Annotated in this window: 14 protein-coding genes; 10 read left to right on the plus strand and 4 right to left on the minus strand. The window is 63.8% G+C overall.

Annotation, left to right across the window (positions count from 1 at the left end):
- Nucleotides 1-185 precede the first annotated feature (185 nt).
- Nucleotides 186-926 (minus strand): SDR family NAD(P)-dependent oxidoreductase, encoded by a 741-nt coding sequence (locus AB0P14_RS08315; protein ID WP_363840222.1) that lies wholly within the window; start codon nt 924-926, stop codon nt 186-188.
- A gap of 119 nt (nt 927-1,045) precedes the next feature.
- Here AB0P14_RS08315 and AB0P14_RS08320 point away from each other — a divergent pair, with 119 nt between their 5' ends.
- Together AB0P14_RS08320 and AB0P14_RS08325 are read left to right on the plus strand one after the other, a co-directional pair.
- Nucleotides 1,046-1,450 carry a helix-turn-helix domain-containing protein gene (locus AB0P14_RS08320; RefSeq protein ID WP_363840225.1) on the plus strand — a complete coding sequence of 135 codons (405 nt, stop codon included), beginning with the start codon at nt 1,046-1,048 and terminating at the stop codon, nt 1,448-1,450.
- Between the two features lie 932 nt (nt 1,451-2,382).
- Nucleotides 2,383-2,559 (plus strand): hypothetical protein, encoded by a 177-nt coding sequence (locus tag AB0P14_RS08325; RefSeq protein ID WP_262453226.1) that lies wholly within the window; start codon nt 2,383-2,385, stop codon nt 2,557-2,559.
- A gap of 302 nt (nt 2,560-2,861) precedes the next feature.
- Here the strand turns inward: AB0P14_RS08325 and AB0P14_RS08330 are convergent, their stop codons facing one another.
- Nucleotides 2,862-5,681 (minus strand): FAD-binding and (Fe-S)-binding domain-containing protein, encoded by a 2,820-nt coding sequence (locus AB0P14_RS08330; protein WP_363840229.1) that lies wholly within the window; start codon nt 5,679-5,681, stop codon nt 2,862-2,864.
- Between the two features lie 203 nt (nt 5,682-5,884).
- Here AB0P14_RS08330 and AB0P14_RS08335 point away from each other — a divergent pair, with 203 nt between their 5' ends.
- Together AB0P14_RS08335 and AB0P14_RS08340 are read left to right on the plus strand one after the other, a co-directional pair.
- Nucleotides 5,885-6,205 carry a putative quinol monooxygenase gene (locus tag AB0P14_RS08335; RefSeq protein WP_262453224.1) on the plus strand — a complete coding sequence of 107 codons (321 nt, stop codon included), beginning with the start codon at nt 5,885-5,887 and terminating at the stop codon, nt 6,203-6,205.
- 133 nt (nt 6,206-6,338) lie between these two features.
- Nucleotides 6,339-7,127, plus strand: a complete 789-nt coding sequence (locus AB0P14_RS08340) for an IclR family transcriptional regulator (RefSeq protein WP_262453223.1) — start codon at nt 6,339-6,341, stop codon at nt 7,125-7,127.
- Between the two features lie 47 nt (nt 7,128-7,174).
- Here AB0P14_RS08340 and AB0P14_RS08345 read toward each other — a convergent pair whose 3' ends face one another.
- Entirely contained in the window at nt 7,175-8,761 is a 1,587-nt protein-coding gene (locus AB0P14_RS08345; RefSeq protein ID WP_363840233.1) for a GMC family oxidoreductase, read from the minus strand.
- Nucleotides 8,758-9,336 (minus strand): hypothetical protein, encoded by a 579-nt coding sequence (locus AB0P14_RS08350; protein WP_363840235.1) that lies wholly within the window; start codon nt 9,334-9,336, stop codon nt 8,758-8,760. The genes AB0P14_RS08345 and AB0P14_RS08350 overlap by 4 nt, the downstream gene beginning before the upstream one ends.
- Nucleotides 9,337-9,527: 191 nt before the next feature.
- Between AB0P14_RS08350 and AB0P14_RS08355 the strand changes: the two genes are divergently transcribed.
- From AB0P14_RS08355 to AB0P14_RS08380, 6 genes are all read left to right on the plus strand, one after another.
- The gene (locus AB0P14_RS08355) at nt 9,528-10,166 is read left to right on the plus strand and encodes an MBL fold metallo-hydrolase (protein WP_363840238.1); all 639 of its coding nucleotides are present in this window, start codon (nt 9,528-9,530) and stop codon (nt 10,164-10,166) included.
- A 141-nt stretch (nt 10,167-10,307) separates the two neighbouring features.
- The gene (locus tag AB0P14_RS08360) at nt 10,308-10,715 is read left to right on the plus strand and encodes an alpha/beta hydrolase (RefSeq protein WP_363840240.1); all 408 of its coding nucleotides are present in this window, start codon (nt 10,308-10,310) and stop codon (nt 10,713-10,715) included.
- Nucleotides 10,716-10,812: 97 nt separating this feature from the next.
- Nucleotides 10,813-12,021: a thiolase family protein gene (locus tag AB0P14_RS08365; protein WP_363840243.1), complete on the plus strand. Its 1,209-nt coding sequence runs from the start codon at nt 10,813-10,815 to the stop codon at nt 12,019-12,021.
- Between the two features lie 8 nt (nt 12,022-12,029).
- Nucleotides 12,030-12,725 (plus strand): 3-oxoacid CoA-transferase subunit A, encoded by a 696-nt coding sequence (locus AB0P14_RS08370; RefSeq protein ID WP_262453213.1) that lies wholly within the window; start codon nt 12,030-12,032, stop codon nt 12,723-12,725.
- Entirely contained in the window at nt 12,725-13,387 is a 663-nt protein-coding gene (locus AB0P14_RS08375; protein ID WP_363840246.1) for a 3-oxoacid CoA-transferase subunit B, read from the plus strand. The genes AB0P14_RS08370 and AB0P14_RS08375 overlap by 1 nt, the downstream gene beginning before the upstream one ends.
- Nucleotides 13,384-14,187, plus strand: a complete 804-nt coding sequence (locus AB0P14_RS08380) for an IclR family transcriptional regulator C-terminal domain-containing protein (protein WP_363840248.1) — start codon at nt 13,384-13,386, stop codon at nt 14,185-14,187. Before AB0P14_RS08375 ends, AB0P14_RS08380 begins: the two co-directional genes overlap by 4 nt.
- Nucleotides 14,188-14,360 lie beyond the last annotated feature (173 nt).

The raw sequence follows: 14,360 nt of genomic DNA on the forward strand, positions 1-14,360 counted from the left end.
AATCGATCTCGTTCGGCTGTTGCTTGACGCGATTCGATCGGCCACCGACGGGTCGCCTGAGAGAGAGTTTTGCTCACGCCTCATGAAACCTGGATCCGCTTCCCGCGGCGCACCACCAAACCCGACCACACTCTCACCTGATCGAACTCGACGGTGTTGTCCACTTACTTATACGTTGCTGCTGTTCATACCGCTACGACAAGCTCTGGGTAGGCTTGCTCGACGGCACGGCGCTGGACATACATGTCCCAGTAGAGTCCAGCGAGAGTATCGGGGTGAACTGTCGGGAACGTGGTGGCAGCCTCGGTGTCACCGGGGAATCCCTGGTCGGCGAGGGAGTCGCCACTTGTAATGAGGGCCCCGATGGTGAGGGTACCTGCGTAGACCCCGGTGCCTTCAAGCTCGCCATTGAGGGAATAGAGATAGTTGCGCATGGCCGCCATGGCCGGTCCGACACCGCTGAGGAAGGGAATCCCTGTTGCGGAGGAAGACCCATGGGTTACAAGGATCGCACCGTTGCCACGTTCGATGAGCTCGGGGAGGACCTGACGAACGATTTCCACGGGGGTGAGCAGGAACAGGCGCATGTATTTTTCCAGAGCTACAACATCTAGCTGTGCCGCGGGGACAAACCCTTGGTCGGCTGCGCTGGCCGGACCATATTCAATGACGTCGATACGGCCGAAACGCTCACGGATGCCGGTAATCAGGGCGGGAACCCGCGCAGGGTTGGAGAGGTCGGCAGTGAACGGAACTGCTTCTATGCCTTCGGCCTTCAACAACTCGGCGAACTCGAGAAGTGGCTCTTGGCGCCGTCCGACCAGGGCCACCCGGAAACCTTCGCGGCCGAAGCGGCGGGCCACCGACGCTCCAAGGCCGGGTCCGGCCCCGAAGATGACAATGACGGGTGAGATGTTAGATGACATATATATACTCCGAAGGACAGTGACGCGTTCACCGTTGTGAACGCACTAGGTAGAAGGATGCCAGGAATCGAAGTATTCCAAACTTACGGTACCCACTATTTAGTAAGTACTATGAGGGTATGCCTCAAACAGGAGAAAAACCTCACCGGTCCATGCTGTCAGTCCCGGCTGACTGCGCCACCCGCGCTGTTCTGGGTCATGTGACGAACAAGTGGGGCACGTTGATCCTGCTCGCCTTGTGGGGCGGTACGCTTCGCTGGAATGAGCTCAGGCGCGCCTTGGACGGTGTCAGTGAGAAGATGCTGTCCCAGTGCCTGCAATCCTTGATTTCCGACGGCTTCATACTGCGTGAACAGAAGCCCACCATGCCACCGCATGTAGAATACTCGCTGACCAAAGTAGGACGAGAAATCACGGAGCTCCTCGTCCCGCTCTTTGAACGTATCGCCTTCCATACCGGGGAACTCACAGAGCTCACCCCGCCGACCGAAAACTCCTCAAGTCCGCATCACACCAATGATTAACGTCTAATTCGATGGCTCCCTTATAGCAATCAGGGAACGCCCGCTGACGGAAGAATACGACCGAACATAGGCAAGGACGCCATGTGCGGAAAAGCTTCTCAACCGGAGCCACCCGTCCCGCAGAGCGTTCCTGTGCGGGACACCGAAGCCGCCGCTCCTAGCCGTAAGAAATACCCCAGCCTGACCCAAAAGTGTCAGAATGCCCGTCCGCACCAGTTACCGTCCACCGCTAAGGGCTTCGTATTCTCAAGGGCACCGACCAGTGCCCTGGCCTAGGTCTCAGGCGTAAAATGGTAATCACGGACGGTAAGGCACGGCCTCGAAGAGGATCACTGATGAACCTGCATTCACAGATTCCACGGTCAAACCCCGACAACGTCAAAGGCTCCAGCAGTGCCAGTCATCTTTTACCCATCTAATTCAGCGGAAAACTACGGCGATTGCTGACATATCGTGGGAGTCAAGAAGGGAGAAAGTTCCCTAAAATACACGAATTTTGATAGCCATCAGCACCCCGTGACATCCAGATGGTGAGATTCTCTTGGTCGTGGGTTCAATTCCCGCCCGGGGCACCCAACTGTGGCTCTGACCTGCGGTTTCATTCCGCGGGTCAGGGTCGCTTAAGGCCAAAAAACGCCCAAGTCACGTTTTACTCATCTAATTCAGCGAACTTTTCCTGAGTTTCTGGTCATCTTTTTCAGTCCGTGACGCTCATCTTTTTCAACATTCAGTCACAAAAAGGCCTAGATTCCGCGGTTCTCACTCTACCGTACGCGGCCGGGCAGTTGGGGGCAACACTAGGGCCTTCGATCGTCCCATTCCAAGGCTACATCCGCACCTCGGGCAGTGTCTTCCGAACGATCGTCGCTGGACACCGCCATCCTCGGCGTCGGACTTTTAGCGAATTCACAAGCCACCCCAAATACTAACGATTGATCTTCATCGACGCGGGCAACGACGAATCGGATCCCATGTGGCTGCGCATGATCGACCGCGCCAATCAAATCGTCGTGGACACCACGACACGCAACGACCGCGCCGAAGCCAGCTCCCCTGTTGACGGAAACACTGGCGGACCGCAACGAGCATTCAGCCAGCCTGCACGCTAAGCAGTAGCCGCCATCACCCAAGTCGATCCCAAGGCCACACGCGCCGATCTAGCACACGTCGCCAAGAGTTACGAAGCACTCGTGCGCCATTCCGTGCAGGTCTCCCATGATCCCTCCCTTGTCGATGGTCAGATTTCCTACAAATCGCTGCGCACAGCTACACAGCGTGCTTGGCCTCTGGCCGCAGCGGTTGTGGCCAACTGCCTCAGCCGGAAATGATACTGAGCAATCAGCCAGACAAACAGCGAGGACACCGGAAAATAAGGCCTCGCTGTCAGGCGTGGAGCCATATCAACACGGATTCAGGGGGTGGTCTGCTCGTCGAGTAGTTCGAGTATGTGCCGGTAGTCATGCCCGGTGGCGCGAGTCATGCCCAGTTCGCATGTGCGGTTGCAGGAGGCGTGGGCGGCGGCACCTAGGATGTTGACCTCGGCCGCCTGTTGTTCGGTGGCGGAGGCAGTGAGCTCGGGGTGGAGCATGCCGCGGTCCCCGGCGAAAGCACAGCACCCCCAACTGTCTGGGACCTCGACGCGATTGGCGACGGCTGCGGCCACCGCAGTGAGAGACGCGTTCAGCCCCATGCGCGTCGAGGAGCACGTGGGGTGCAGGGCCAGCGATGCCAGTTTGGTCCGCTCCGGCAGCAAGGGCAGGATCGTTTCAGCGGTGAATTCGACGGCGTCGATAATTCGTAGTTTCCGCTTCCCCGGACCTGGCTCGTGAGACTCCACAGCGTGTTGCAGGCCTTCGGTGCACGAGGACGCATCGCAGATGATCGGCAACTCACCGCCGCGTGTGGCCTCCCAGAGTACAGCTTGGGTGCGGGTCTGCATGGATCTCTGCCCTTTGGCCATGCCCTTGGAAGACCACGGGGTCCCGCAGCACAAGCCGTCGATGGAGGGCGGGACCAGCAGGTCGATGCCGGCCCGTTGGGCCAACCGTTCGAAACTGGCCTGCACGCCCGGACCAGCCCCGCTATCGTTTGCGGTCGTGGCCGGTCCGAACATGGCCCCGACGCAGGCGGGGAAGTATACTGCCGCCGGTGGTCCGGTCGGGGCGGGGCGTCGCCGGGCAGATCCGCCGCCGGGCAGTTCGCCCGAGTACAGAGGCACGGTGTCTTCGCCGAGAACGGCCCGGGCGATCTGGTTGGCAGGTCGGATGGCGCCGGCGGGGACCTTGGCGGCGGCGGTCAGCGCCAGGCCAGCGCCCCGTGTGATCGTCCCCCAATGCTGGCTGGCCAGCTTCCACCCGGCGCCTGCAACGGGGCCGGCCTTGTCCTGGCGTAGCTGCTTCACCAGATTGCCGGTGTTGATGCCGACGGGGCAGGCCGTCTGGCACATGCCATCGACGGCGCAGGTCTGGACGGATTCGTAGTCATAGTCACGTTCCAACTCAGCGACGAGCTCCGAGTCTCCCGCAAAGCGCGCCGTTTCGATGGCGCGCAGGGTGACGATGCGCTGGCGCGGGGTCAGTGTGATGTCCTTGCTGGGGCAGACAGGTTCGCAATACCCGCAGGAGACGCACCTGTCGACCTCTTCGGCGACCGGCGGATCCGTCTTGATGTGGCGAAGGTGAGCCTGGGGGTCGTTGTTAAGCAGGACTCCTGGGTTCAGAACACCTGCGGGGTCGCACAGGAGCTTGATCTGGCGCATCACGTCGTAGAGTTCGTCGCCGTATTGCCGACGGACATAGGGGGCCATGACGCGGCCTGTCCCGTGTTCGGCCTTGAGGGAGCCGTTCTCGCCGAGCACCAAGTCGACCATGTCCTCGGTAAACGCGCTGTAGCGTTCAAGTTCGGTGTTGCTGGTGAATCCGTCGGTGAGCATGAAGTGGATGTTGCCGTCCTTGGCGTGGCCGAAGATGACGCTGTCCTGGTAGCCATGGCGATTGAACAGGCCTATCAGTTCGCGGCAGGTGCGCCCCAGCGCCGGAACAGGGACGACGATGTCCTCCAATAGCGCCGTCGTCCCCTGCGGCCTTGCCCCGGCAACCGAGGCGTAGAGCCCCTTGCGAAGGTGCCACAGTGAGGCCCGGGTGGCGGCGTCAGTAGAAAACCCAGCGGGAGATTCGAGTGGAAATCCGGCCACGGCGGCAGCGCCCCGATGTTGGAGTTCGGCCAGTTCGTCGGCCTGCCCTGCGGCATATTCGACCAGCAGTGCCGCATGCTCGCGCACGTCCAGTCCTGCGACGGCCTGCGGCGTTCCCCTGAGTGACTGGCCGACGCGCAGCGAGGTGGCATCGAGCAGTTCCACAGTCGCCGCACCGGTCTCGACGAGGCCGGGCAGGGCGTCGTTGGCTGCGTCCAAATCGGGGAAGACCAACAGACCGGTGGCTGTGTGGGTGAGCTTCGGGACGGTGCGGAAGACGGCCTCAGCGATGAACCCGAGCGTCCCCTCGCTGCCGATTGCCAGGTGGGCAAGCATCTCCACAGGTGTGTCAAAGTCCAGCAGCGAGTTCAGGCCGTAGCCCATGGTGTTCTTCATCGAGAACTGGTGGCGCACCCTGGCCGCGGAGGCCGGGTTGTCGAGGACCTGGCGGGCCAACCGGTCCAGGCCGGCGTGCAGTCCCGGCTCCAGCGCGCGAAGCCGCGCATCGGCGTCGTGGTCTGCGGTGTCGATCACGGTCCCGGAGGGCAGTACCAAAGTGATGGATTCCAGCGTCCGGTACGTGTTCTCTGTGATCCCGCAGTTCATTCCGGAGGAATTGTTGGCCACCACGCCGCCGATGGTGCAGGCTGCCTCGGAGGCAGGGTCGGGGCCGAGGCGGCGGCCGTAACGGGCCAGTCGGGAGTTCACGGAGCGCACGGTGGCGCCCGGCTTTACCCGGACGCGTACCCCGTTATCGAGCACCTCCATGCCGCGAAAATTCCTGCGCACGTCGACCAGGACGCCGTCCGTGACGGCCTGCCCGCTGAGGCTGGTCCCGCCTGAGCGGAACGTCAGCGGGATGCCTTGGGCGGTGCTGGCCCGCATAAGCCCACCAACCTCGGCTGCGTCCCTGGCGACGACGACCGCCTGCGGGACAAGCAGGAAATGGGAGGCGTCGTGGGCGTTGGCGTGCAGGTCGATGGCTCGGGTCTTGACTTGGGCGGGGTCGGCTACGGCCGCCCGGAGGGTGCTCAGCATGGTGCAACCGTCTTTCGCTGCGGAGGTGGGTGAAGTCTTTCCCACTCTAGATCCGCCTGCCGGACGGCGTCTGTCGTCATTCTCGCCCACCGAGAACACCCATTGGCTGGCGGTCCGGGTACCGGCAAGACTTGGCGGACAGCACGCCTTGTCCAGGCCTAGTCCAGGACGGTGAGGCGTACCACCACCGGAAGGAACGCACCGTGATATTCATCGTCGTCAAGTTCAATGTCAAGCCCGACTGGTCGGACCGTTGGCCCGACCTTACCCACTCGTACACCGAAGCCACCCGTGCCGAGCCCGGGAACCTGTGGTTTGACTGGTCACGCAGCTTAGACAATCCGCACGAGTACGTCCTCGTCGAGGCCTTCCAGGACGACGCCGCGGGTGACCATGTGAACAGCGGCCACTTCAAGCAGGCCATGCTGGACATGGCCCCAGCGTTGGTCGACACCCCGCGGATCGTCAGCCGCCAGATCGACGGCGATGCCTGGGACCGCATGGGGGAACTGGAAATCAACTAACGAACCGCCACGAGGCTGTTAATTCCGGTCCCGTGCATGGACCGCCGGCGGTGACGGCCGGCGCTGCCCCTTGGGGGTGGACGCCGGCCGTCTTAACTTGGTAATCCTCTGCGCTGGGGACAAGATTGGGTGCATGGGACAAAACGATTCACTGACCGGTCTGGCTTCGGTCCAGAAGGCCTTCGCACTGTTGGATGTGGTTGCCTCCCACCACCGGGGAATGTCGGCCAAGGAGATTGCAGCCGAGCTGGCGATGCCGCTGCCCACCGTTTACCGGCTGCTGAAAACTCTGGTTGCCTCCGAGCATTTGATCCATCTCAAGGACGAGAGCCGGTTTGGGCTGGGCTATAAGCTCCACGCCCTGGACCAATCACTGCGTCGGCAGGTTGGCACGCCACCGTCGGTGGCGCGGCTGGTGCGTGAACTGCATGTGCGCGCCGATGCTGCCGCCTATTATGCGGTCCACCGCGGTGAGGACATCGTCGTGGCGCATGTGGTGGAATCCCCGACCCGGCCAAGAATCACCCCCATGGGCTTCGGGTTCAATGATGCCGCGCATGCCACTGCGTTCGGCAAGGTGCTGCTGGCGGGAATGGACGCCGAGCGCTGCCGGACCTACCTGCAGCGCCATGGGATGCCCAGTATGACGGCAGCCACGATCACAGATCCGGCAATATTCGACGCGGAGCTGGACGGGGTGCGTACCTCAGGCATCGCCGTCGAACGCGAGGAATTCATCCGTGGAGCCTCGTGCATGGCGGCCCCTGTGACGACGGCCGCCGGGCAGACGGTCGGATCGGTGGCGGTGTCCATGGATCCGTCTGACTTCCTCGTGCGCTCCGGGGAAGTCTCCGTGCTGCTGCGCGACGTGGCGTCCCGCGTCAGCCGCGCACTGCGCGGCACCCCACTGCTTGGGCGATAGGCGCCGGGCAGAGGGGTGCCAGCCAGTTGCTTGGTGGCAGCTTTGTTTTAGAGGGCCGAAGCTGCCATCTGGTCGACGATGTATTCGGCCTGGCGGATCGCCAGGGCCACGATCGTCAGCGTCGGGTTCGCCGCCGCACTGGTGGTGAACTGCGAGCCATCGGAGATGAACAGGTTGGGCACGTCGTGTGTCTGCCCGAACGCGTTGACGACCCCATCCTCGGGCCGCTCGCTCATCCGTGCAGTGCCCAAGTTATGGGTGGAAGGGTACGGCGGGGTGCGGTGGATCGACGTCGCCCCGACTGCCTCGTAGAGCAGGGACGCCTGCTGGTAGCCGTGGTTGCGCATGTTGACGTCGTTGGGGTGGTCATCGAAGTGCACGTTGGGCACCGGCAGCCCCAGCCGGTCGGTCACGGTGGTGTTCAACGTGATCCGGTTCGACTCCTGCGGCATGTCCTCGCCGGTGATCCACAGCCCGGCGGTATTGACGTAATTGTCCAACAATGCGGTGAAATCCGGGCCCCAGGCTCCGGGTTCCACGAAACTGGCCAGAAACGCCGGCCCGAGCGAGATCATCTCGAGGTAGTAGCCCCCGGAGAATCCGCGCTCGACGTCGTGGCGTGCTTCGTCGGCGATCAAGCCAGCCATCGTCTCGCCCCGGTACATGTTCACCGGCTGGTCGAACTTGGCGTACACCGAGCCGGTTGTGTGGCGCATGTAGTTCCGCCCCAATTGCCCCGAGGAGTTGGCCAGCCCGTCAGGGAACAGCGGAGAGGATGAGAGCATCAGCAGGCGCGGCGTCTCGATGGAGTTGCCTGCAACCGCCACGATGCGTGCCTTCTGGCGTTGGACATTACCGTCGGCGTCGATGTAGATGACGCCATCGGCACGCCCACCGGGAGTGTGCGTGACCTGTACGGCGTGGGAGTCCGGACGCAGGTCCAGCAGCCCTGTGCGCAGCGATTTTGGGATCTCCGAGACCAAAGTGGACCACTTGGACTTGTTCTTGTCGCCCTGGAAGTTGAACCCGTCCTGGATCGAGCCGGGTCTGCCGTCATAGGGTTCGGCGTTCGTGGCGTAAGGGCCGGTGGAGAAGTGCCGGTAGCCCAGGCGCTTGGCACCATTGGCCAGGACCTTGTAGTTGTTGTTGGCCGGCAGCGGCGGGCGGCCGTGCCGGTGGGTGCTACCCATCTTCTGCTCGGCGCGGTCGTAGTACGGTTCGAGGTCGGCCAAGGTGATGGGCCAGTCCAGCAGGTTGGCTCCATCGATGCGCCCGTAGGTGGTGCGCGCCTTGAATTCGTGGGCCTTGAACCGCGGGGTGGCCCCGGACCAGTGAGTGGTGGTGCCGCCGACGGCCTTGACGATCCACGCCGGCAGATTCGGGAAATCACGGGCGATGCGCCATGATCCTGACGTGGTGCGCGGATCCAGCCACGCCATCTGGTTGAAAGCCGCCCACTCGTCCTGGTGGTAGTCCTCGTTCTTCAGATCCGGCCCTGCCTCGAGCAGGACTACCTTGATGCCCTTGCTGACCAGCTCGTGGGCCAGGGTGCCTCCGCCGGCACCGGAGCCGACGATCACCACCACGGAATCGTCGTCGTACTCAAAACGGGCTGAGATTTCTTCGGTGCTCATCGTGTGCGGCCTTCCTCGATCATTCCGGTGTCCTTGAACAGATTCCCTACGGGTTCAAAGCCTTCTGTGGGGGTGCAAGTTGCCACCTGGTACGGCAGCGGGCCGATCTCGGGTACGGGCTCGGTACACTCCTCGATCCGCGGATCAGGCAGCCAGGCGAGGTCGTTGAACCCGCGGTTGACGTAGCCGCCCTTCGAGTACGACTCGCCCTCGTAACCCAGCGCAGTGTGGACCTCCGGGTCGTCATAGAGGTTGAGCACCACCGTCCGCCGAATGAAGGCAAAGAACTCCAGATCGGCGATGCGCTTGAGCACCGTGATGGCCCGGTCTTCGGGCAGATCCAGGAAGTGCTCGTCCGTGAGCGTGTCCAGGGTCGCCAAGCCCTGGATGAGGGCCATCCGGAACCAGCGTGATTCCTCGGAAGCCTCGATGATCTTCTCGGTCATCCGTTCATAGGGGCCGTTCGGGAACTGCGGGTGCGGGAATGAGACCCGGATGATCCGGGTCAGGATTCGCCGCGCCTCGCCGGAGAGCTCCAGGGCGTTGAGTTCCGAGTATTTTGCGGGAAACACCATCGTTGTCACCTCGGTTGTTTAGGGTCAGGCTAGGTCAAGGCTCCCGGGCCGGCACTGGGTGGTGCTGCCACCTGACGGTCGGGAAGCCATACCTACAGTGTGTGCCACGCATCACACACGGGCCAACGGCTGTTATCGACTGGTGAGAATGCCCGTGCCATGGCCCACGCGGGTCCACATAGCCTGATCGCATGATTGATTTAGAAGAGATTACTATCCGCAACTGCTCCGTCAGTGACATGAACAACAACGTCTACCTGCTGACGTCCAAGCGCACCGGGACGCAGGTGCTCATCGATGCCGCCGATGACCCGGAGGCAATCCGGGAGATGATCGCCGCTTCGGAGGCCGACTCTCCCGCGCCGACCCGGCTGGAGTGGATCGTGACCACCCACTCCCATTGGGACCATGTCAGGGCACTGGCTCAGCTGGTGAAGAACACCGGGGCCCGTACAGCAGCCGGGACGGCGGACGTGCCAGATATTGAAGTCCCTACAGATCTGCCGCTGGAGGCCGGGCGACTGGAAATCGGGGACGGTCTGGAGCTAGAGGTCATCAAGCTCCGCGGCCACACTCCCGGCTCCGTGGCCTTACTCTACCGGGACCGGTCGGGACCCGACCATATATTCACCGGCGACTCTCTGTTCCCCGGCGGCGTCGGCAACACCTTCGGGGACCCCGAACGCTTCGCCACGCTGATCGCCGATGTCACTGGCCGGGTCTTCGGCCGGCTGCCGGATGACACCGTTGTGCATCCGGGCCATGGCACAGGCACCACCCTGGGTGCCGAGCGGCCGCAGCTGAGGCAGTGGCTGGAACGCGGCTGGTAGGTTCCCGCCCTCCAACCTCAGTAAATCGACCATGGGGACCGTCTCCTGAGCCTCTCCGTGCAGTGTTCGGGTCCAAAGCTGGGCACGCCGGCGGCCTGGACCGAGAGGGCGGAAACGGTCCGGACGCAGGGCACCGCCGTCATGATCCAGGGTTCTGCCCAGCGCTGGTTTGCTGAAGGTTTCCTGGACCGGGAGCCCGAGCTGTCCAGCCGGCTGCTGAACACCCTGCGCGACACCGACCAGTTCAGTTACGCCCACTGCTGCGGTGCGCTGGCCGGCTTTGACGTCAGAAACGAACTCGGACAAATCCGCGTCCCGTTGCTGGCCGTGGCCGGTTCAGAGGACTCGGTGGCAAGCCCGGAACTGATGCAGGAGATGGTGGATGCAGTAAACGCAGGGGCCGTCCAACGCGCCGACAAAGACACCGCTTCCGCAGATTCGGTGGCGAAACTCGCCACCCTCCCGCACGTTGCCCACCTGACACCAGCGGAGGCACCGGCCGAGGTTGCCCGCCTGCTCCTGGGCCTGATCCATCAGACCCAGCCCTGACCCCGACACCCGCTCGGGACGGCAAGACCTCCATCCACTGCGGTGATTCCTAGGCCGTCACCGAGCCACACTCCACCGAACAGAAGGACGAACTCCCGTGAACCATGCGTACCTGTACGACGCTGTCCGCACCCCCTTTGGCAAGTTTGGCTCCGGCCTGGCGGGCGTCCGCCCGGACGACCTGGCCGCCCATGTGGTGCGCGAATCCGTAGCCCGCGCACCGAAACTCGACGTGGAGCGGATCGACGAGGTGGTCTTCGGCAATGCCAATGGTGCCGGCGAGGAAAACCGGAACCTGGCGCGCATGGCAACGCTGCTCGCGGGCCTGCCCACCTCCATTCCCGGTACCACGGTGAACCGGTTGTGCGGCTCCTCCATTGACGCGGCGATCATCGCCTCACGCCAGATCAACGTCGGCGATGCCGACCTGGTGCTGGTGGGCGGGGCGGAATCGATGAGCCGGGCACCGTGGGTGCTGCCAAAGACGGAACGGGCGTACCCGGCAGGGGATCTGGCCCTCTCCTCGACCACACTGGGCTGGCGGCTCGTCAACCCCGCCATGCCCAAAGAATGGACAGTGAACCTGGGCGAAGCCACCGAGCAGCTGCGCGAAAAATACGGCATCACCCGCGAACGCCAGGACGAATTTGCCGCAAACTCGCACCGGCTGGCCGATGCAGCCTGGAACAGCGGCTTCTACGACAACCTCACCTCCGTGGTGCCCGGCACGGAACTGCTGCGGGATGAGGGCATCAGAGCCGGGTCGACGGCGGCGAAGCTGGCCGGGCTCAAGACGGTATTCCGAAAGGAGGCCGACGGCGTGGCAGGCGGCACCGTAACAGCAGCGAATGCCTCACCGCTGTCCGACGGCGCGTCCGCGGCATGGCTGGGATCCGAGGCCGCGGCCGGGATCCTGGGGATGGACCCGCTGGCCAGGATCGCCGGGCGCGGTGCGGCCGGGGTGGACCCGCAGTTCTTCGGCTACGGACCCGTCGAGGCCGCGAACCGGGCGCTGGCAAAGGCGAGAATCGGCTGGGACCAGGTGGGTGCCGTCGAACTTAATGAGGCATTCGCCGCTCAGTCACTGGCCTGCATCGATGCTTGGGACATCGACCCGGGAATCGTGAACCAGCACGGCGGCGCCATCGCCATGGGCCACCCGCTGGGCGCCTCCGGCACCCGACTGCTGGGCACCCTGGCCCGCAGCCTGCAGACCAGCGGCGAACGGTGGGGCGTGGCCGCAATCTGCATCGGCGTGGGGCAGGGCCTGGCCGTTGTGCTCGAAAACGTCACCTCGAACAAGTAAGGAAGAAAATGCCCATCATTGCAAGCTCCGCGGCCGAGGCCGTCGCCGGCATCCGGGACAACTCCACCGTGCTGATCGGCGGCTTCGGCAACGCCGGGCAGCCCATGGAACTGATCAATGCCCTGCTCGACGGCGGCGCCACGGGCCTGACAGTTGTCAACAACAATGCCGGGCAGGCCGACGCGGGCCTGGCCCTGCTCATCAAGGAACGCCGGGTCCGCAAGATCATCTGCTCCTTCCCGCGGCAGTCCGACTCCTGGCACTTCGACGCCGCGTACCGGGCAGGCGAGATTGAACTGGAGCTGGTCCCGCAAGGCAACCTTGCCGAGCGAATCAGGGCCGCGGGGGCCGGGATCGGCGGGTTCTTTACGCCCACCGGCTACGGCACGATGCTCGCGAAGGGCCGGGAAACCCGGATGATCGACGGCCGCGGCCACGTGTTCGAAACCCCCATCCACGCCGACTACGCGCTCATCAAGGCGCTGACGGCGGACCGGGCCGGGAACCTGGTGTACCGCAAGACCGCACGCAACTTCGGCCCCATCATGGCCACCGCGGCCAAGGAAAGCATCGTCCAGGTCGGCAACATTGTCGAGACAGGCGAACTCGATCCGGAAAACGTGATCACACCCGGCATCTATGTCAACACGATCGTAGCGATCAACGCCACCACGCCGGCACCGGCAGAACATGGGGTCAAGTAATGAGCACGCAAGAAAACGGCACCCGGCTTGGCCGGGAGGAACTGGCCGCGCTGGTAGCCGCCGACATCAAGGCCGGCTCCTTCGTCAACCTTGGCATTGGCCAGCCCACCCTGGTCTCGAACTTCCTGCGCCCGGAACAAGCCGTCACGCTGCACACCGAAAACGGCATGCTCGGCATGGGCCCGGAAGCTCACGGGGACGACATCGACGATGACCTGATCAACGCGGGCAAGATCCCCGTCACGGAACTGCCCGGCGCGTCCTACTTCCACCACGCCGATTCCTTCGCCATGATGCGCGGGGGCCATCTTGATGTCTGTGTTCTGGGCGCCTTCCAGGTTTCGGCGACCGGCGACCTCGCGAACTGGCACACCGGGGCACCCGACGCGATTCCCGCAGTCGGCGGTGCCATGGACCTGGCCACCGGCGCCAAGGAGGTCTACGTCATGATGAGCCTGTTCGCCAAGGACGGCACCTCAAAACTCGTCGAGGCATGCACCTACCCGCTCACCGGTGTCGGCTGCGTCACCCGCATCTACACCAACGACGCCGTCTTCCTCATCACCGCCGACGGCGTGCGCGTGCGCGAAACCTTCGGCACCACGGTGGCGGAACTGCAGGAACGCATTGCCGTGCCCCTCGAAGCGGCCATCCTCGGATGATCGAGGAACAGTCTGCCCAGCCCGTCGCCAGTGACCAGTATGTACAGTCGCTGGCCCGCGGACTGTCAGTCATCCGGGCCTTTGACGCGGACCATCCGGCCATGACCCTGACCGAGGTGGCCCAACGCACGGATTTGAGCCGGGCCACCTCCCGCCGCTTCCTGCACACACTGGTGGAGCTGGGCTACGTCCGCACGGACGGCCGGGCCTTCTCCCTGACCCCGTCCGTACTGCAATTGGGGTATTCCTACCTGTCCGCGCTCTCACTCCCCCAGCTGGCGCAGCCCCACCTGCAGGCGCTCTCCGCCTTGCTGGGGGAATCGACGTCGGCAGCCGTGCTCGACGGCGGCGACATCAGTTATGTGGCGAGGGTCGCGGCCCGGCGCATCATGAGTGTCGGTATCACCGTGGGCACCAGGTTCCCGGCCCACGCAACCTCGATGGGGCGTGTGCTGCTGGCCGGTCTGCCACCAGCCCAGCTTGACGAGTACTTTGCCGTCCACCCGGTCACTCCCATGACGCCTAAAGCCGTGGGGTCGGAGTCTGACCTGCGGAAAGTCCTGGCCGGCGTACGGGACCAGGGGTGGTGCCTGCTGGATCAGGAACTGGAGGTGGGCCTGATGTCCATGGCCGCCCCGGTACGCGGCGCCGGCGGTGAGGTCACAGCCGCCGTCAACGTTTCTCTGCAGGCTCAAGCCGTGGATGGGCAGGACGATCCGGAGGCGTTTCTGGACACTGTGCGCGAGCAGCTGCTGCACACGGCCGCCCTGATCTCCGCCGATCTCGCCGCCGGACGATAGCCGACGCGCCGTGCAGCCGTCACGCCTGCGCGGCGCTGACCGGCCACCAGGTTGGCGGGCGTTGGACAGTCATTCCGTGATCGCCACGTGTTGACCAAGATCGTGTTCAGGATTCATCTGGCCGACTGCACTGTGGAGGCCTAGTCCCCCGGCAAGATGCCGATCGGTGGTTT

Origin of the sequence: Specibacter sp. NPDC078709 (assembly GCF_040686795.1) — a bacterium.
Lineage (GTDB): Bacteria > Actinomycetota > Actinomycetes > Actinomycetales > Micrococcaceae > Specibacter.